This window comes from Microbacterium sp. NPDC058062 (assembly GCF_042885375.1).
In the GTDB taxonomy this organism is placed as follows: domain Bacteria; phylum Actinomycetota; class Actinomycetes; order Actinomycetales; family Microbacteriaceae; genus Microbacterium; species Microbacterium trichothecenolyticum_C.
This window is the reverse complement of record NZ_JBHVSC010000002.1, coordinates 324,268-340,253: the sequence shown is the minus strand read 5'-3', so window position 1 is coordinate 340,253 and position 15,986 is coordinate 324,268. Positions and strand designations below refer to the sequence as shown.

The 15,986-nt window shown below is 72.2% G+C and carries 22 protein-coding genes; 11 read left to right on the top strand and 11 right to left on the bottom strand.

Features of this window, described 5'->3' with window-relative positions:
* The first annotated feature begins 90 nt into the window (after positions 1-90).
* The 4 genes from ACFVSU_RS06320 to ACFVSU_RS06305 all read left to right on the top strand — a co-directional run bounded on the left by ACFVSU_RS06320 (position 91) and on the right by ACFVSU_RS06305 (position 2,878).
* A complete protein-coding gene (locus tag ACFVSU_RS06320) occupies positions 91-720 on the top strand; it encodes a TetR/AcrR family transcriptional regulator (RefSeq protein WP_387139633.1) in 630 nt (209 codons plus the stop codon).
* Positions 717-1,652, top strand: coding sequence for a phosphotransferase (locus tag ACFVSU_RS06315; RefSeq protein ID WP_387139630.1), 936 nt, complete (start codon positions 717-719; stop codon positions 1,650-1,652). Before ACFVSU_RS06320 ends, ACFVSU_RS06315 begins: the two co-directional genes overlap by 4 nt.
* A 120-nt stretch (positions 1,653-1,772) precedes the next feature.
* Positions 1,773-1,991, top strand: a complete 219-nt coding sequence (locus ACFVSU_RS06310; RefSeq protein ID WP_387139627.1) for a hypothetical protein — start codon at positions 1,773-1,775, stop codon at positions 1,989-1,991.
* A 53-nt stretch (positions 1,992-2,044) separates the two neighbouring features.
* Positions 2,045-2,878, top strand: coding sequence for an aldo/keto reductase (locus ACFVSU_RS06305; protein WP_387139624.1), 834 nt, complete (start codon positions 2,045-2,047; stop codon positions 2,876-2,878).
* Positions 2,879-2,933: 55 nt separating this feature from the next.
* On the opposite strand, the gene ACFVSU_RS06300 is transcribed toward ACFVSU_RS06305, so the two are convergent.
* Together ACFVSU_RS06300 and ACFVSU_RS06295 are read right to left on the bottom strand one after the other, a co-directional pair.
* Positions 2,934-3,680 (bottom strand): SDR family oxidoreductase, encoded by a 747-nt coding sequence (locus ACFVSU_RS06300; RefSeq protein WP_387139622.1) that lies wholly within the window; start codon positions 3,678-3,680, stop codon positions 2,934-2,936.
* Between the two features lie 89 nt (positions 3,681-3,769).
* Positions 3,770-4,513, bottom strand: coding sequence for an SDR family oxidoreductase (locus tag ACFVSU_RS06295; protein ID WP_387139619.1), 744 nt, complete (start codon positions 4,511-4,513; stop codon positions 3,770-3,772).
* A 127-nt stretch (positions 4,514-4,640) separates the two neighbouring features.
* On the opposite strand from ACFVSU_RS06295, the gene sigJ reads away from it, so the two are divergent.
* Together sigJ and ACFVSU_RS06285 are read left to right on the top strand one after the other, a co-directional pair.
* Complete coding sequence (gene sigJ / locus ACFVSU_RS06290; RefSeq protein WP_387139617.1) at positions 4,641-5,525, top strand: RNA polymerase sigma factor SigJ; 885 nt, start codon at positions 4,641-4,643, stop codon at positions 5,523-5,525.
* Positions 5,526-5,572: 47 nt separating this feature from the next.
* A complete protein-coding gene (locus ACFVSU_RS06285; protein ID WP_387139614.1) occupies positions 5,573-7,720 on the top strand; it encodes an alpha/beta fold hydrolase in 2,148 nt (715 codons plus the stop codon).
* Positions 7,721-7,755: 35 nt separating this feature from the next.
* On the opposite strand, the gene ACFVSU_RS06280 is transcribed toward ACFVSU_RS06285, so the two are convergent.
* Positions 7,756-7,941, bottom strand: coding sequence for a DUF1918 domain-containing protein (locus tag ACFVSU_RS06280; RefSeq protein WP_045297722.1), 186 nt, complete (start codon positions 7,939-7,941; stop codon positions 7,756-7,758).
* Positions 7,942-8,011: 70 nt separating this feature from the next.
* A complete protein-coding gene (locus ACFVSU_RS06275; RefSeq protein WP_387139611.1) occupies positions 8,012-8,236 on the bottom strand; it encodes a hypothetical protein in 225 nt (74 codons plus the stop codon).
* Positions 8,237-8,332: 96 nt separating this feature from the next.
* On the opposite strand from ACFVSU_RS06275, the gene ACFVSU_RS06270 reads away from it, so the two are divergent.
* Complete coding sequence (locus tag ACFVSU_RS06270; RefSeq protein ID WP_387139608.1) at positions 8,333-9,250, top strand: aldo/keto reductase; 918 nt, start codon at positions 8,333-8,335, stop codon at positions 9,248-9,250.
* A gap of 63 nt (positions 9,251-9,313) precedes the next feature.
* On the opposite strand, the gene ACFVSU_RS06265 is transcribed toward ACFVSU_RS06270, so the two are convergent.
* From ACFVSU_RS06265 to ACFVSU_RS06250, 4 genes are all read right to left on the bottom strand, one after another.
* The gene (locus ACFVSU_RS06265; RefSeq protein ID WP_387139605.1) at positions 9,314-9,730 is read right to left on the bottom strand and encodes a VOC family protein; all 417 of its coding nucleotides are present in this window, start codon (positions 9,728-9,730) and stop codon (positions 9,314-9,316) included.
* Positions 9,731-9,826: 96 nt separating this feature from the next.
* Positions 9,827-10,204 carry an STAS/SEC14 domain-containing protein gene (locus tag ACFVSU_RS06260; RefSeq protein ID WP_387139603.1) on the bottom strand — a complete coding sequence of 126 codons (378 nt, stop codon included), beginning with the start codon at positions 10,202-10,204 and terminating at the stop codon, positions 9,827-9,829.
* Between the two features lie 51 nt (positions 10,205-10,255).
* Positions 10,256-11,263 carry a DNA-3-methyladenine glycosylase family protein gene (locus ACFVSU_RS06255; protein ID WP_387139600.1) on the bottom strand — a complete coding sequence of 336 codons (1,008 nt, stop codon included), beginning with the start codon at positions 11,261-11,263 and terminating at the stop codon, positions 10,256-10,258.
* Positions 11,264-11,314: 51 nt separating this feature from the next.
* Positions 11,315-12,064 carry a winged helix-turn-helix domain-containing protein gene (locus ACFVSU_RS06250; protein ID WP_387139598.1) on the bottom strand — a complete coding sequence of 250 codons (750 nt, stop codon included), beginning with the start codon at positions 12,062-12,064 and terminating at the stop codon, positions 11,315-11,317.
* Positions 12,065-12,584: 520 nt separating this feature from the next.
* On the opposite strand from ACFVSU_RS06250, the gene ACFVSU_RS06245 reads away from it, so the two are divergent.
* From ACFVSU_RS06245 to ACFVSU_RS06230, 4 genes are all read left to right on the top strand, one after another.
* Positions 12,585-12,878, top strand: coding sequence for a GNAT family N-acetyltransferase (locus tag ACFVSU_RS06245; RefSeq protein WP_387139595.1), 294 nt, complete (start codon positions 12,585-12,587; stop codon positions 12,876-12,878).
* A gap of 98 nt (positions 12,879-12,976) precedes the next feature.
* Positions 12,977-13,216: a hypothetical protein gene (locus ACFVSU_RS06240; protein ID WP_387139592.1), complete on the top strand. Its 240-nt coding sequence runs from the start codon at positions 12,977-12,979 to the stop codon at positions 13,214-13,216.
* Positions 13,216-13,818: a hypothetical protein gene (locus ACFVSU_RS06235; protein ID WP_387139589.1), complete on the top strand. Its 603-nt coding sequence runs from the start codon at positions 13,216-13,218 to the stop codon at positions 13,816-13,818. The genes ACFVSU_RS06240 and ACFVSU_RS06235 overlap by 1 nt, the downstream gene beginning before the upstream one ends.
* A gap of 56 nt (positions 13,819-13,874) precedes the next feature.
* On the top strand, positions 13,875-14,321 hold the full coding sequence (locus tag ACFVSU_RS06230) for a DUF1622 domain-containing protein (protein WP_387141264.1): 447 nt from the start codon (positions 13,875-13,877) through the stop codon (positions 14,319-14,321).
* Between the two features lie 10 nt (positions 14,322-14,331).
* On the opposite strand, the gene ACFVSU_RS06225 is transcribed toward ACFVSU_RS06230, so the two are convergent.
* From ACFVSU_RS06225 to ACFVSU_RS06215, 3 genes are all read right to left on the bottom strand, one after another.
* Entirely contained in the window at positions 14,332-14,547 is a 216-nt protein-coding gene (locus ACFVSU_RS06225; RefSeq protein WP_387139586.1) for a hypothetical protein, read from the bottom strand.
* 110 nt (positions 14,548-14,657) lie between these two features.
* Positions 14,658-15,389, bottom strand: a complete 732-nt coding sequence (locus tag ACFVSU_RS06220; protein ID WP_387139582.1) for an alpha/beta fold hydrolase — start codon at positions 15,387-15,389, stop codon at positions 14,658-14,660.
* Positions 15,390-15,392: 3 nt separating this feature from the next.
* Positions 15,393-15,953 carry a hypothetical protein gene (locus ACFVSU_RS06215; RefSeq protein ID WP_310285402.1) on the bottom strand — a complete coding sequence of 187 codons (561 nt, stop codon included), beginning with the start codon at positions 15,951-15,953 and terminating at the stop codon, positions 15,393-15,395.
* Positions 15,954-15,986: the final 33 nt, after the last annotated feature.

Sequence of the window (15,986 nt, the reverse complement as noted above, 5' to 3'; positions counted from 1 at the left end):
TCGTTCGGCGTTGTCGCGGTGGCGATCGATCCGCCTCGCGCAGTAATTGATCTAGCGATCAATAGGAAAGATACCTATGCTGGCGAGACCATGTCAAGCACATCGTCCCGGCCGCGCACCCGCAAGGCTCCTGCCGAGCGGGCCGCCGAGATCATCGCGGCCGCAACCGCCATCGCGCGGGAGCAGGGGCTGAGCGCCCTCACGCTGCGCGCCGTCGCCGAGCGGGCGGGCGTCGCCTCCGGCCTCGTCGCCCACTACCAGCCGACGATGGACGACCTCGTGGCCCGCGTCTACGCCGACCTCGTCGACGAGGAGGTGCGAGACGTCGAACGCGTCGTCGGTGCCGTCGCCGATCCGGCGGCGCGGCTCGGGGCTCTGATCGACACCCTCATGGACGGCGAGCGCGAGGAGCTCACCGTCGTGTGGGTCGAGGGCTGGGCGATGGCCCGCCGCAACGACGCGCTCGCGCGCGCTGTGGCGGCGCAGATGGAACGCTGGCAGACGCTCGTCGAGTCGATCATCGAGGACGGATGCCGCACCGGCGCGTTCTCGACGACCGAGCCTGGCGAGGTCGCGTGGGAGCTCATCGGGATGATCGACGGACTGAACGCGCAGTCCCTCGCGCGAGGCACCGACACGACGCGTTTCGCCGCCCGCACGGCCCGCGCCGCCGAGGCTCTGGTCGGCGCCCGGCCCGGATCGGTCCCGGTCTCGACGTGACGCGCCTGCAGTGGGACGAGATCCCGCCGCCGCTGCGCGCACGGGTGGAGGAGGTGCTCGGGGAGCCCGTGGTCGAGGCGCTGTCGCAGACGGGCGGGTTCTCGCCCGGGTCGGCCGACCGCGTGATCACGGCATCCGGCCGCCGCGCGTTCGTCAAGAGCGCCGGGCTGTCGCTGAATGCCGACACCCCCGGAATCCACCGGGCAGAGGCGGCGATCACGGCAGCGCTCCCGCCCCACGTCCCGGCGCCGGCACTCCTCGGCTTCGTCGAGCACGACGACTGGGTCGCCCTGGTGCTCGAAGACGTCGAGGCGCGGCATCCGTCCACTCCGTGGGAGCCTCGCGAACTCGACGCCGTCCTCGAAGCCCTGCAGGTGATGACGGCGACGCCGCTCCCCGCGGACGCCGCCGTGACGGCGCTCGCCGACGCGATCGCGGGCGACGCCGCCGAATGGCGGGGCATCGACCCCGCAGCGGTCCCGCCGATGCCTCGCGGACTCGACACGTGGGTCCGTGCCCACCATGACGGATTGACGGATGCTGCGGCCCGCGCCGTCGCGGATGTGCAGGGCGACCGGCTCGTGCACTTCGACACTCGCGCCGACAACATCCTGTTGCGTGAGGACGGGTCGGTGATGCTGATCGACTGGCCGTGGGCGGCGCGGGGCGTGGCGTGGTTCGACGCGCTGTCGCTCCTCATCAACGTGCGCTACTACGACCCCGATGCCGACATCGAGCGGCTGATCGGGCGGCACGCGATCTTCGACGGCATGCCTCCCGGTGCCGCGACCCGCGTGCTCGCCGGTTTCGCGGGCATGTTCCTGGGGTCCTCGCAGCGGCCGGTGCCGCCGAGGATGCCGACGCTGCGCACCTTCCAGCGGGACCAGGCGATCGTGACGCTGGACTGGTTGCGCGAGCGCTGGGACGGGTGAGACCCGCCGGTGAGCGCGCGTCGGGGCGGTGCGAGCGGTACCCTCCGCAGCCCCTCGCCGCAACCCCCTCCGCACGCTCGCGGCGCGGCCATACGGTCGTGGCAGCGAAAGGAGCACGCCATGTCGAACCAGCCGCCGCTCATCCCCGCACCCCTCGGTGACGACGACGATCCCACGGTCGCCGACGGAACAGCCGACGACGCAGACGGGATGCTCGATCCCACGCTCGACGACGACCGCCCGCTCGACCCCGACCTCGACGACGACCGGATCGACAGCGCCGCCGCCGACGAGCGAGCGGCGACCGAGGGCACCCTCGACGTCGACGACCGTCCGTGACGCCCCGCGCGCGACACGCGCCGCGCGCGGCGCAGCCGGGCCAGGATGGAGCCATGAGCGCGATCCCCACCGTGACCTTGAACGACGGCGCCTGGTTCCCTGAGCTGGGCCTCGGCACCTACGACCTGCGGGGCGAGGAGGGGATCGCGGCCATCGTCGCCGCGATCGACTCCGGCTACCGCCTGCTCGACACCGCGGTCAACTACGAGAACGAACGCGAGGTGGGCGAGGCCGTCCGCCGTAGCGACGTCGACCGCGGCAAGGTGCTCGTCGCGTCGAAGATCCCCGGTCGCCACCACGGCCGGCAGGAGGCGGTCGACAGCGTCAAGGGCTCGCTCGATCGGCTGGGCCTCGACCGCATCGACCTGCAGCTGATCCATTGGCCGAATCCCAGCGTCGGCAAGTACGTCGACACGTGGCGCGGTCTGATCGAGGCGCGCGAGCTCGGTCTCGTCCGTTCGATCGGCGTCTCCAACTTCACCGAGGACCAGCTCACCGAGCTCATCGAGGAGACGGGCGTCGTGCCCGCGGTGAACCAGGTCGAACTGCACCCGTACTTCCCGCAGGCGCAGCTGCGCGCATTCCACGCGACGCACGGCATCCGCACCGAGAGCTGGAGCCCGCTCGCCAAGCGCAGCGAGCTTCTCACCGAGCAGATCCTCACCGAGCTGGCGACGGTGCACGACGTGACGCCGACGCAGGTGGTCCTTCGCTGGCACACGCAGATCGGCAGCACGCCGATCCCCAAGTCGGCCGACGCCGACCGGCAGCGGGAGAACGCCGACGTCTTCGGCTTCACCCTCACCGACGACCAGCTCGCCGCGATCAGCGCGCTCGAGCGCGGTCGGCTGTGGGACGGCGACCCGAACACCCACGAAGAGATGTGACGGAACGGATGCTGCCGCCCGCGCAATGCGCCGGGTCGCAGCATCCGTTCCCCTCTCACGCGTCGGGGAGGGCGTCGAGCCATTCGGCGAAGGTCTGGGTGCCGCGCATCGCCTCGGGGCCGGGGAGGAGTGCGCCCGATCGGAGCGCGCGGCCGAAGGCGCCGGGGGTGTTCACGACGGGAACCGGCGTGCGGTGCCCGATCGCGTGGGCGTAGCGGTGCACCATGTCGGCGAGGCTCTCCTCCTGCGGTCCGGCGAGGTCGGTGGCGCGCCCCGCGGGGCCCTGCTCGGCGAGGTCGACGAGGTGCGCAGCGACCTCGTGCACGGCCACCGGCTGCACACGGCCGGAGGGCGCCACGTGCGTGCCGGCATGGCCGCGGTGGTACGTCATCGCCGCGTATTCGTGGAACTGCGTCGTGCGCAGCACCGTCCACGGCACGTCGGCATCGGCGACCAGTCGCTCCTGGACCAGCTTGCCGGCGTAGTAGCCGTCGGGCGCCGCCTCGGCGCCGACGATCGTGAGCACCAGGTGGTGCGCGACGCCGGCCCTCCGCTCGGCCGCGAGCAGGCTCTTCGTCGCGCCGGCGAAGAACATCACCGACACGTCGGGCTTCGCGGTCGTCACGTTGGTCACGTCGATCAGCGCGTCGACCCCGTCCAGGGCGCCGGCGAGACCCGCGCCGCTCAGGAGCTCGACCCCCGTGCGGCGCGACAGGCTCACGACATCGTGGCCGCGCCCGCGCGCGATCTGCGCGATGTGCCCGCCCGTCATGCCGGTGCCGCCGGCGATGGCGAGTCTCACGAATCCTCCTGGTGCGTGTGACCCCGACCCCCGCCCAGCGTAGACCCGCGGTCCCGTCGCTCGATACGAGCGGCTCCGCCCCCATGGGCTCAGCCGAGTTCGGTGAGCCACTCCGCGAACGGCTGGACGCCGAGCACAGCGCCGTCGCCGGGGAGCGCGAGGCCCGCCCGCATGCCCTTCATCTGCGCACCCGGCAGGCTCACCGAGGGGATCCAGCCGCCGTGGCCGGCGCGCCGTGCATACGACTTGACCATGTCGTCGAGCCGCTCCTCGCGGGGTCCCGCGAGGTCGGCGGCACGCCCCTGTGGTGCGCCGGCGGCGAGTCGGGCCAGGTGGGCGCCGACCTCGCGGGCGGCGACGGGCTGCACGCGCGCCCTCGGCGCGACGTGCAGCGGCCCGACCTTCGCACGGTCGAACAGCTGCGCCGCGAACTCGTGGAACTGCGTCGCGCGCAGGATCGTCCACGGCACGGATGCCGCCTCGACCACGCGCTCCTGCGCGAGCTTGCCGGCGTAGTGGTCGTACGGCATCCGGTCGATCCCCACGATCGACAGCAGCACCACGTGCGGAACGCGTGTCCGCGCGGCCGCCGCGACGAGATTGCCGGTCGCGGTCTCGAAGAACCGCGTCGCGGCATCCGCCGACAGGGTCGACACGTTCGCGGTGTCGATGACCGCATCGACGCCGTCGAGCGCGGCGTCGAGACCCGCCCCGGTGGTCAGATCGACGCCGGTGCCGCGACTGAGCACGACCGCGTCGTGCCCGTCCGCCCGCACCGCATGCACCACATGGCTTCCGACGACACCCGTGCCTCCGGCGACCGCGATCCTCATGACATCACTCCTCTCGTCCCCGATCGGGGATCCTCGACAGTCCGACGACGCGGCACGCCAGAATGTGAGGGGAAACGGCTCACAATCTCCCGGCACGCATCGTCGGAACATCGAGAAGGGATCACGGATGCCTCCCACCGACGAGGTCGAGGGCGAACGCCGCGCCCTGCTCGGCCTCTGCTACCGCATGCTCGGCACGGTGGCCGACGCCGAGGACGCGGTGCAGGAGACGTATGTCCGCTGGCTCCGCCTGTCGGACGAGGAGCGGACCGCGATCCGCAACCCGGCCGCCTGGCTGACGCGGGTCGCCGGACGCGTGTGCCTCGACATGCTGGGCTCGGCGCGCGCCCGGCGCGAGCGCTACGTGGGGGAGTGGCTGCCGGAGCCCGTGCCGCAGGACTCGCCGCTCACAGCATCCGTCCCTCTCGATCCGATCGAGCAGGTCACGCTCGACGACTCCGTCTCGATGGCCCTGCTCGTGCTGCTCGAGTCGCTCACCCCTGCCGAGCGCGTCGCCTTCGTGCTGCACGACGTCTTCGGCGTGCCGTTCGCCGAGATCGCCGAGACGGTGGGGCGGAGTCCGGATGCCGTGCGTCAGCTCGCATCGCAGGCGCGGCGGCGCGTGCAGGAACGCCGCACCGGCGCGGCCTCGCGGGAGCAGCACGACGCGGTCGCCCGCGCCTTCGCGGCGGCGACGACCACCGGCGAGCTCGACGCCCTGGTCGCGGTGCTCGACCCCGGCGTCGTGCTGCGCTCCGACGGCGGCGGACGCGTCTCGGCCGCGCTGCGCCCGGTGCGCGGCGCCGACCGCGTGGGGAGGTTCCTCCTCGGTCTGCCGCGACTGGAGCCCGACGCGGTGCTCGTCGCGATCGAGACGCCGGACGGGCTCGGCTTCCTCGCGACGATCGACGACGAGCCCAGCGCGCTGGTCACGCTGGAGGTGCGCGACGGGCGGGTCACCGACGTCTACATCATGCGCAACCCCGACAAGCTCACGCAGTGGGGGAGCTGACGGATCGACATTCCGCGGTCCGTGGAGCGTCGGTTAGCGTGGACCGCATGGCGTCCCCCACGAACTCCACCCCGTTCGACTCACTGACCGACTACATCGCCCTTCCGCGGGTGGAGGCGCTCGCCCTCTCGCCCGACGGGAAGACCGCCGTGCTCACCGTCGCGGCGCTGAAGAAGGACGGCACCGGCTACGACCGGTCGCTGTGGGGGGTGCCGGCGACGGGCGGCGGCACGCCCCGACGGCTGACGCGGTCGGCGAAGGGCGAGGCCGGCGCCGCGTTCACGGCCGCCGGCGACATCCTGTTCGTCTCGGCCCGCCCCGATGCCGACGGTGACGCCGACGACGAGTCGGGCCAGCTGTGGCTGCTGCCCGCCACCGGTGGTGAAGCCCGCCCCGTGACGCGACTGGCGGGCGGGGTCGACGGCATCGCCGCGACCGCCGATGCCTCCGCACGGCTCGTGATCTCGGCCTCCCTGCTGCCGGGCGCCGACACGCTCGAGGCCGAGGCGGCGCTGCGCGCCAAGCGCAAGGAGAAGAAGGTGTCGGCGATCCTCCACGACACCTACCCCGTGCGCTACTGGGACCACGACCTCGGTCCCGCCGAGCCGCACCTGCTCGCGATCGACATCGACGCCCTCGAGGACACCATCGCCGCCGCGGTGGCCGACACAGCGGCAGCGGACGCGTCGGAAGCGGATGCCTCGACCCCCGGCACGGACGCCGAGGCCGCGGCATCCACATCCGATGAGAAGCCGTACCCGGCCACCCTGCCGCGCCCGCGCGACCTCACGCCGAAGCCGGTGCGGTCGCTCGACCACGCGGAAGCCGCACTCACACCGGACGGGTCGACGCTCGTCGTATCGCTCGATCACCGTGAGCAGCGCGCGGGGCGCCGGGTGATCGTCGCGATCGACACGGCGACGGGTGAGCGCACGACGCTGTTCGACGAGGTCGGCGTGGACTACGAGGCGCCGGCGATCAGCCACGACGGCACGCGCATCGCGTATGTCCGCACCGTCAAGAGCAGCCCGGTCGCGCCCACGGACTCCGAGATCTGGCTCGCCGGCATCGACGGCAGCGGCGCACGGCGCGTCGCGGCCGAGTGGGACCACTGGGCGTCGTCGCTGGCGTTCGCGGCCGACGACACGGCGCTCATCGCGACCGCCGACCACGACGGCCGTGGACCGGTGTTCCGCATCCCCGCCGACGGCGGCGCGCCCGAGAAGCTCACCGACGACGACTTCGCCTATTCGAACGTCGTGGTCGACCGCGGCACGGGAGAGGTCGTCGCACTCCGCTCCTCGTGGGTCGTGCCGCCGCACCCGGTCCGCATCGCACGCGACGGCGCGGTGACGCCGCTCGCATCCCCTGCGCCGACGCCGGCCGCACCGGGCTCGATCACCGAGGTCGAGACGACCGCCGAGGACGGCGCGCGCGTGCGCGGCTGGCTGCTGCTGCCCGAAGGCGCGTCGGCCGAGACGCCGGCGCCGCTGCTCCTGTGGATCCACGGCGGTCCGCTGAACAGCTGGAACGCGTGGAGCTGGCGGTGGGCGCCGCTGCTCGCGGTCGCTCGCGGGTACGCCGTGCTGCTGCCCGACCCCGCCCTGTCGACCGGTTACGGCCTGGACTTCATCGCGCGCGGCTGGAACAGCTGGGGTGGGAAGCCGTACACCGACCTGCTGTCGATCACCGACGCCGTCGAGGCGCGCGACGACATCGACGAGACGCGCACCGCTGCGATGGGCGGATCGTTCGGCGGCTACATGGCCAACTGGGTCGCCGGCCACACCGACCGGTTCCGGGCTATCGTGACCCACGCGAGCCTCTGGGCGCTCGACCAGTTCTCGGGCACCACCGACAGCTCGGAGTACTGGCAGCGGATCTTCACGCCCGAGGCGATGATCGAGCACTCGCCGCACCAGTTCGTGCGCGAGATCCGCACACCGCTGCTGGTGGTGCACGGCGACAAGGACTACCGCGTGCCGGTCGGCGAGGGGCTGCGGCTCTGGTCGGAGCTCGCCGAGCACCACGCCGACGAGGACGGCCGGATGCCGCACCGATTCCTGTACTTCCCCGACGAGAACCACTGGGTGCTCAAGCCCCAGCACGCCGTCGTCTGGTATGAGACGGTGTTCGCGTTCCTCGGCGAGCACGTGCTCGGCGCGGAGCCGTCGCGGTACGAGCTGCTCGGCTGAACGGCGCCGATCCGAAGGCGGGTCCGGCGCGCCCCTCAGGACGCGTGCCGGACTTCGCAGTCGCTTCCGGGCGACAGGATCGCCTCGTGCCCGTCGTCGTAGCGGACCACGAGCAGCGGGTTGTCCCCGGTGCCGCGGACCTCGATGACCTCACCCGCGCGCTCCACGGCGCCGACGACACGGCCGTGGATGATCACGCGATCGCCGACGCTCGCTTGCATGGCGGACCACCTCCTGGCGCTCACCATACGACGCGGCGGCGGTCAGGGGTAGGGGTGGGCGGGCGCGACCCTACAGCTGGGCTCCGTCGTCGTCGCGATTCTCGAGCCCGACGCTGCGACCGCGCCAGGACTCGTAGGCCATGAGCCAGCCGATCGACACCGCGGCGGCGAGCACCACCCCCAGCAGCAGGTTGCCCCAGATGAGCCCGAAGACGATCCCCAGCGTGAACATGAGGGCTGTGCCGAGCGCCCAGCCCGAGTGCCCGCGCGTCCAGCCCTTCCGCGTCGTGGTCATGTCGAAAGCCTAGGGGCCGCGGCGGAGCCCAGGGGCGGCCTGTGGTCCGGAGCCTCTCGGTAGGTTGGAAGGACCACCCCATACGGAACGGACGCCATGACCCTCAACGTCAGCCCGCTCACGCTCGGCACGTCGCCTCTCGGCCGCGACACCGAGCCCGGTTCCCCCGAAGAGGACGCCGCCGTCCGATTCGCGGAGCAGCTGTTCGACAGCAGCCACGCCTTCATCGACACCTCGAACAACTACGCCGGCGGGCGGTCCGAGGCGGTGCTCGGCCTCGCGATCGCGCGGAAGGGGACGGATGCCGCCACCCGCGTCATCTCCAAGGTCGATTGCGATCCCGAGACCGGCGTCTTCGACCGCGACCGCGTTCTGCGCTCGTTCGAGGAGACGACGACGCGCCTCGGCGTCGACCGTCTGCCGCTGCTGCACCTGCATGATCCCTACACCGTCACCTTCGACGAGGCGATCGGCCGCGGCGGCGCGGTCGAGGGGCTCATCGAGCTGCGCGAGTCGGGTCGCGTCGACGCGATCGGCGTGGCCGCGGGGCCGGTCGGGATGATGTCCCGCTACGTCGAGACCGGCGTCTTCGACGCCGTGCTCATCCACAACCGCTTCACTGTCGTCGACCACTCCGCCGCGCCGGTCTTCGCCGATGCGCGCGAGCGTGGCATGACGGTGTTCAACGCGGCGCCGTTCGGTGCCGGCATCCTCGCCACCGGCACGCGCGAAGGTGCGATGTACGGCTATCGTCCGGCGACGCCCGAACTGCAGGAGTGGGTGTCGCGCCTCGAGCGTGTGGCCGCCTCGTTCGGCGTCAGCCTCCCGGCGGTGGCGCTGCACTTCTCGCTGCGGTCGCCGCTCGTCGACTCGACCATCGTCGGCATCTCGTCGGCCCAGCGTCTCGCGCAGCTCGACGAGCTCGCCGCGACGCCGATCCCCGACGAGGTGTGGACAGAACTCGAAGCACTCGGCCCCGCGCCGTCGCCCGTCGACGACAGCGCCTACGCCTGATCGCTCGCGCCCTGCGTCGAGCAAGCGCGGACCCCGGCTCCTGCCGGGGTCCGCGCTCCGGTCTCACGCCTGCTGGGCGTTGACCGCGACCATCCAGTCGATGCCGAACCGGTCGGTGAGCATGCCGAACTTGCCGCCCCACGGCGGGGTGTCGTACGGCATCGTGATGGTGCCGCCGTCGGCGAGCTTGTCCCAGAAGCCCTGCAGCGAGGACTCGTCGTCACCGCTGACCGAGACGGAGATGCCGGCCGGCTTCTCGTAGTTCATTCCGGTGGGCGTGTCGGAGCCCATGAGGATGAAGCCGTCGGGGCTGGTGAGCTGCGCGTGCATCACGAGGTCGTTCTCGGCGGGGTCCTGCACCATCCCCTCGTACTCGCCGAACGTCGAGATGTCGAGGTCGCCCCCGAACACGCTCTGGTAGAAGGTCATCGCCTCACGGGCTTCGTTCTTGAAGGAGAGATACGGGTTGAGGCTGGGCATGTCGAACTCCTGAGATGGGTGGTGGATGCCGCGCCCGGCCGCGTGGCGCGTCCCAGTGTCGCCCTGACCTCCGACATCCACAAGGGAGTCCGCGCGTCAGGCCTCCGTGGGCCCTTCCGCCGCCCACGCGATCGCGTCGTCGAGCGCCGACACCGCGAAGATGCGCAGCTCGCAGGGGAACAGGAACGAGATCCCGTGGATCACCTCGCCGATCAGGCTGTGGTCGGTGACGAGCGCGATGCGCCCCCACACGTGGGCCGGCTTGCCCTCGAGCTTGGCGTCCTGCCAGAGGGCGCCGAGCGAGTAGCGCTCGAACTCGTCGCCGAGGACGTAGACCAGGTTGACCTTGCGACCGGCGTCGACCGCCGCGTCGATGGCCGGGTCGACAGACCCGACGTAGTCCGATGCGTCGACGGCGCCGACGGCACGGAACCCGATGACGCCATCCGGCAGGCCGTGGAGAGACTCGATCATGCGTCCATCCTGTCGGTGGACGCGGCGACCGCGACGCGGACGCGCGGAGAGTCAGCGGTCGCGGTGGTCCTCGGGGTGCAGGCGCGCGCCGCGCCGGGGCTCTCGCACACCGCTCGCGCCGATGAGGCGGATGACGCGCTGACGCTGACCCGGCCACGCGGCCAGGAGCCGCAGCATCCCCTCATCGTCCGTGCGGTGGCCGGTCAGCGCATAGCCCACCTCGTGCGCCACGTGATAGTCGCCGACGCTCACGGCGTCGGCGTCGCCGAGAGCCCGGATGCGGGTCTCGGCGGAGGTCCACGGACCGATGCCGGGCTGGCTCACGAGCACACGGTCGACGGCCTCGCCGTCCTCGGCGGCGAGCACGGTCCGCACGATCGCATCGCCGCGGCGGGCGGCGCGCACGACCGTCTTCGACTGCGGCGGTTCGAGCCCCGAGCGGTGCCACACCCACGAGGGGACGTGCTGCCATCCGTCGATCGTCGGCGGCGCGAACATGGGCGCCGGCGTCGGACCGGGGGCGCGCTCGCCGCACCACGTCACGACGCGCCGCCACGCGCCGAACGCCTGCATGCCGGTGACCTTCTGCTCGAAGATCGCGCTCGCCAGGGCGTCGAACACGAGATCGGTGCGCGAGAGGCGCAGGCCGGGGTTGCGGTGATGCGCGTCGGCGATGAGCGGATGCCGCGACGCATCGAAGTCGGCAGGGTCGTCGTCCGCACCGCACAGCGCAGGAAGCTGCGCGAGCGCCCACTCGCTGCCCGGGCCCCAGGCCGCCCCGCGGATCACACCCGGGTGCGTCTCGCGGATCGCGAGCGTCGCGATGCCGGCCGGCGTGCGGCTCACCCGCCAGATGACCGCGCCCGAGACCGCCATCGTCGGGTCGCCGGCGCCGCGTCGCTGATACAGCACGGTGCGGCGGAGATCGAGCGGATGCCGCGGCCGGTACTCCGTCTCGAGCGGCCGGCCATGATCGGGCCGGGGATCGCGTGTCACGGCTCGCGGACCGAAGCGCTCGGCATCCCTCGTCCGAGGAATGCGCGAGAGCGACGTGGTCATGCCGCCCACCCTACGCCGACGCCTCCGACATCGCCGCCGGAGGAACCTCGATCAGAAGCGGTCGGGCGACGGGGTGCCGTGGCCGTAGCGGATGACGACGTCGGCGTGACGGTCGAAGCGGTAGCCGACGCCGCGCACGGTGCGGACGATGTCCTCGTAGCGGCCCAGCTTGGCGCGCAGACGACGGACGTGCACGTCGATGGTGCGCTCGCCCGGGGCGTCGTCGTCGGTCGCGCCCTGCCAGAGCGAGGTCACCAGCTCGGTGCGCTCGATCGTGCGGCCCTCGCGGAGCACGAGGTACTGCAGCAGCTCGAACTCCTTGAACGTGAAGGCGGCGGACTCGCCGTCGATGAGCACGCGCTTGCGCGAGATGTCGACGACAACGCCGCCCGAGGCGGGCTCTTCGTCCTCGGGCTCCTCCTGCTTGGTGCGGGCGACGGCCGACGGCTCGTGCAGCGCGAGGCGCACGACGTCGACGTCGCGGCCGCCCGAGCCGACCGGCGCGAGGGCGACGGTGGCGTACGTCTCGGCGGACGGTGCCAGCTCGGCGAGGGTGCGGCGCAGGGCGTCGACGAGCACGCCGAGGTTCACGCCGGAGGCGGCGGCCTTGGCCTCGTCGATGCCGACGTAGAGGGCGAACCCGCGCGGCGCCGTGCCGGCGGGGAGGGCGCGCCCGGCCGGCTGTGCGGGCTCGGGGGCCGGCGCCGTGGGCGCCTCGACCGCGACGGGGTGATTCACGGCGCGGAGGTGGCGGACGGGGGCGGCGGTGGTGGGACGGTCGAGGAGAGCGGTGGTCGACATGATGATGGTCCTTGCGGGAGGAACCCGGGTGGCGGAAACCGGGTTGAATGATGTGCTGCGGCCCTGGTCGTCGGTGGCGAGAAAGGCCGTAGGCCGGATGAGGCCTGTGCCCGACGTTGGGCGGTGTGCGAAGCGGGTCCGGGTGCGCGTGATCGACGCACGAAACCGGTGCTTCGGGGGACTCCGTACGATCCGTGTTCAGAAGCGGAGGAGGAGTCCGACGGGGGTCACCGTGCTAGTGGCACATTCGACAACACATGGCAACGCGACCGGCCATCATCATGCCGGCAGTCCTGTTCGCCTCCCGGGCGGACAGATACAGCGCGTTGTCAGTCATGTGCCCGATTATTACCGACTTTGTCCAAAAACGTCAAATCGCACGGGTTCTGGGCCCAGATCGTTTCGGAATGTGACAGATTGCTCAGTTCCACGTCGGGTGAGACCGAGTGTCAGCTGGGCGATCACTGCGACATACCGCGAGACGGATCCCGCCCCGGCGCCACGGGCGTAGCCTGACGGCGTGACCGACCTCCGCTTCACGAAAGAGCCCGACGCCTCGCGGTACACCCTGCACCGCGGCGACGACCTGGTGAGCGTGCTCGACTACCACGACGACGGACGCACGGTGGCCATGACCCGCGCCTACACCGTTCCGACCTTCCGGGGGCACGGGTACGCCGGCGAGCTCGTGGAGCGGGCGGTCGAGGAGCTCGAGGAGCGCGGCGACCGCAAGGTCATCCCGGTGTGCTGGTATGTCGCGGACTGGTTCGATGCGAACCCGTCGCGCCGCGGCATCCTGAATCCCCGTCCGTAGTTCCCGCGTGTCCCGCCGACACCGTCGGCATTCTTGTCAACCCCATGTCGCCGTGCGTCTCCGCGACGGAGGCTGGGGGAGGACGAGAGGAGCACGCCATGGATCGCGATCGAGCGAGAAACCAGGACCTGCCCGACGGCGTCGTGAACGCCGACCCGCCCGGCGGCTGGGAGCAGGTGGACGACACCGAGTCGCGGGAGCGCACCGCGGCGGTCAGCGAGGCTGACCTGCTGACGGATGCCGCCCTGCAGCCCGACGATCCCGTCGAGGGGGAGGCGGCCCGGCAGGGCGCCGATCCCGACCTTGCGACCGACAGCGGAAGAGGGGAAGAACCGTGATGAGCACGACCGGCAACGAATACGAGCAGCCCGGGGTCAATTACCCCGACCGGGAGGATGCCGCGGGTGCGGGCGGGACGCCGGCCCCGGGGGACTCGGTGCGCGACGAGCCGCCGGCGGCCCCGCCCACGCTGGGCGAACCGGCGCCCGATGCGGGGGATGCCGCATCCGCGACGGGAGACCCGGGTCCTGCCGACGTCGAGCCCGCGGTGCCGGCGGCGCCCCCGCCGAGCCACGAGGCGATCGGCATCGGGGTCGTGGAGGACGGCACCGACCACCACGGCCAGGACGGCGCCCGCGACACCCAGACGGCGGGGGAGGCGCAGCGCACGCCCGGCGCCCTCGGGACCGAGCAGGAGCAGCGGCTGCCGGCGATGACGCAGAACAACGCCTCCGACATCGACAAAGTGGCGGGCATCGTCGCACAGACGCGCCAGGACATCGGCACCCATCCCCTGGAGGAGATCGCGCACGTGCTGCGTCAGCGGCTCACGCAGTCCGGCATCGAACTGCCGGAGAACGACATCGAGGAGCTCGCCCGACAGGTGTCGGTGGGCGATACCGACGATCCGGCGCGCCCTCGCCGGGAGCCCGCGAGCTGACACCGCGATTCCGTCACCGATGTGCACGCGCCCGGCCCTAGGCTGGGCGCGTGCACATGGAGGCAGTGTTCACCGCCGTCGCCGTCGGCTTCGAAGCGATCGGCGCCGCCGCCATGATCGTGGGCTTCGTGATCGCGCTCGTTCTGGGCGGGCGGTCGCTCGCGCGCCACGAGGGCGGTCAGGCAGCGTTCACGACACTGCGTACGACCCTCGGCGCCGCGATCCTCCTCGGACTGGAGGTGCTCGTCGCCGCGGACCTCATCCGCACGATCACCTCGAAGCCCTCGCTCGAGGACGCGGCCATCCTGGGCCTCATCGTGCTGATCCGGACCATCCTGTCGATCTCGATCCAGATCGAGATCGAGGGCACCCTGCCCTGGCGTCGCGCCCTCCTGCGCAGCGGGGGTCAGATGATCGGCGACGCCGTGGCGAAGGACCGCGCGGCCCAGCAGGCGGCGGGCGCGGCGCGCGGGCCCGCTCCCGCGGACCCGCGCACGCCCTGACCGTCGTCGGCTACGCGACGGCGCAGACCGCGGGGTCGTGCTCCGAGACGTGCAACCCGATCGGCCGAGCCCACGCGGAGCGCTGCGGGCGCGCGATGACGCGGGCCGGGCGGTGCGGGGCGACAGCGGTCTTCCGCTCGCGGATGGAGGCGAGGAGCGCGTGCTCGCGGTCTCGCGACCAGGTGTCGTGGCGGTACTGCTGTTCGGCGGCGTATACAGCGAACATGGTTTCCTCCGTTGGTTCCGACAGTGTGAAACCTACGCGGGGGTTCCGACATTGCCGGCTGTGGCGGGGATGGCAGGATTCCGGCGAGACCAGGCAGTCGTCAGCCGTCGTCACGCCGATCGGGCGAACTCGCGGATGACTCGCGCGGCGGGTGCGGCATCCCGGATCATCGTCTCGTGGCCGTGCCCCGCCACCTCGGCCAGCCGGCCGTCGGGCAGGGTGTCGGCCACCCGTCGGCACCACTGCTGCGGCGCGACGATGTCGTCCTCGCCGCGCAGCACCAGCGCCGGCATCCGCACGCGCGGCAGCACGTCCTCGGGACGGTGCCGGAGCATCGCGCGGAACTTCGCGCGCAGCCGCGGCCCGGCGCGCACGTACTCCCGGGCGCCGCGCGCGATCACCACCGGGCTCTCGACGGCGATGTCGCGCAGGAGCCGCCACAGCTGCCGGGGTGCCGTCCGCGCCGCGGGGTCGACGGTCGGTCCGATGAGCACGATGCGGTCGGCGAGCGCGGGGTGGCGCACGGCGACCTCGAGCGCGACCTGCGCACCCATCGAGTGCCCGATGAGGACGGCGGGAGTGCGCACGCGGCCCCGGAGGTAGGCGGCGACGAGATCGGCCGTGCGCTCGATCGTGAGCACGCGGCGCGGTTCGGGGGCCTCGCCGTAGCCGGGGAGGTCGAAAGAAACGACCTCGCCGTCGCCCAGATGACGCTCGAGGTCGGTGAAGACGCTGCGGCCCATGCCGATGCCGTGGATGAGGACGTACACGAGTTCACCGCGCCCACGCCGCTCGGCGACGAGCGTCGCGCCGGCGTGCGCGAATCTCTCGACGTCCGTCATGGATCAGGCGGCGCCCGGCTGATCGCGCAGGCCGACGCGATCGGGGATGTCGAACTGCACCCGCGGCAGCCAGGCCTCGGGCTCGGGCCACGGCCGTGAGGCGGGCAGTGTGCGCAGCCTCGCCCGCAGGGCGGTGCCGGATGCCTCGACCGGAAGCACGCGCGACGGGGCGTGGTGGGCCAGCGCGCCGAGCCACCAGTGCCGCCACGTGCCCTCGATCGCCTCCGGTCCGGCGACGACGTAGTAGTCGGGCATGACGGCCTCGCCCGACGCGAACAGCGACAGCAGCGCCCCGACCTCCGCCTCGAGGGAGCCGAGCGTGGCGCGCTCCTCGTACAACTCGACCCAGGCCGACGCGACGTGCTCGAGCGGATCGGCGTCGTGGACGACGTACGGCATGGAGACCGAGGCGACGAGGTGCGCGGCGACGGCCGGCTCGGCCTCGCGGAGCGACAGCGCGACGAGCGCGGGAACATCGGCGAGACCGGTCAGCAGCTCGTCGCTGTCGGCCCCGACGAGCGCGACCACGGTCGATCGCGGAGCGGTGTCTGCGTTGTGCGCCATGTTCCACGATACGTCCGCCGGACGACCGAGGGG

What these genes read in the sequence shown, in the direction of transcription:
- ACFVSU_RS06320 (WP_387139633.1), top strand. Translation starts at nt 91, where the DNA reads ATGTCAAGCACATCGTCCCGGCCGCGCACCCGCAAGGCTCCTGCCGAG.
- ACFVSU_RS06310 (WP_387139627.1), top strand. Translation starts at nt 1,773, where the DNA reads ATGTCGAACCAGCCGCCGCTCATCCCCGCACCCCTCGGTGACGACGAC.
- ACFVSU_RS06305 (WP_387139624.1), top strand. Translation starts at nt 2,045, where the DNA reads ATGAGCGCGATCCCCACCGTGACCTTGAACGACGGCGCCTGGTTCCCT.
- ACFVSU_RS06295 (WP_387139619.1), bottom strand. Translation starts at nt 4,513, where the DNA reads ATGAGGATCGCGGTCGCCGGAGGCACGGGTGTCGTCGGAAGCCATGTG.
- sigJ (WP_387139617.1), top strand. Translation starts at nt 4,641, where the DNA reads ATGCCTCCCACCGACGAGGTCGAGGGCGAACGCCGCGCCCTGCTCGGC.
- ACFVSU_RS06285 (WP_387139614.1), top strand. Translation starts at nt 5,573, where the DNA reads ATGGCGTCCCCCACGAACTCCACCCCGTTCGACTCACTGACCGACTAC.
- ACFVSU_RS06280 (WP_045297722.1), bottom strand. Translation starts at nt 7,941, where the DNA reads ATGCAAGCGAGCGTCGGCGATCGCGTGATCATCCACGGCCGTGTCGTC.
- ACFVSU_RS06275 (WP_387139611.1), bottom strand. Translation starts at nt 8,236, where the DNA reads ATGACCACGACGCGGAAGGGCTGGACGCGCGGGCACTCGGGCTGGGCG.
- ACFVSU_RS06270 (WP_387139608.1), top strand. Translation starts at nt 8,333, where the DNA reads ATGACCCTCAACGTCAGCCCGCTCACGCTCGGCACGTCGCCTCTCGGC.
- ACFVSU_RS06265 (WP_387139605.1), bottom strand. Translation starts at nt 9,730, where the DNA reads ATGCCCAGCCTCAACCCGTATCTCTCCTTCAAGAACGAAGCCCGTGAG.
- ACFVSU_RS06260 (WP_387139603.1), bottom strand. Translation starts at nt 10,204, where the DNA reads ATGATCGAGTCTCTCCACGGCCTGCCGGATGGCGTCATCGGGTTCCGT.
- ACFVSU_RS06255 (WP_387139600.1), bottom strand. Translation starts at nt 11,263, where the DNA reads ATGACCACGTCGCTCTCGCGCATTCCTCGGACGAGGGATGCCGAGCGC.
- ACFVSU_RS06250 (WP_387139598.1), bottom strand. Translation starts at nt 12,064, where the DNA reads ATGTCGACCACCGCTCTCCTCGACCGTCCCACCACCGCCGCCCCCGTC.
- ACFVSU_RS06240 (WP_387139592.1), top strand. Translation starts at nt 12,977, where the DNA reads ATGGATCGCGATCGAGCGAGAAACCAGGACCTGCCCGACGGCGTCGTG.
- ACFVSU_RS06235 (WP_387139589.1), top strand. Translation starts at nt 13,216, where the DNA reads ATGAGCACGACCGGCAACGAATACGAGCAGCCCGGGGTCAATTACCCC.
- ACFVSU_RS06230 (WP_387141264.1), top strand. Translation starts at nt 13,875, where the DNA reads ATGGAGGCAGTGTTCACCGCCGTCGCCGTCGGCTTCGAAGCGATCGGC.
- ACFVSU_RS06225 (WP_387139586.1), bottom strand. Translation starts at nt 14,547, where the DNA reads ATGTTCGCTGTATACGCCGCCGAACAGCAGTACCGCCACGACACCTGG.
- ACFVSU_RS06220 (WP_387139582.1), bottom strand. Translation starts at nt 15,389, where the DNA reads ATGACGGACGTCGAGAGATTCGCGCACGCCGGCGCGACGCTCGTCGCC.
- ACFVSU_RS06215 (WP_310285402.1), bottom strand. Translation starts at nt 15,953, where the DNA reads ATGGCGCACAACGCAGACACCGCTCCGCGATCGACCGTGGTCGCGCTC.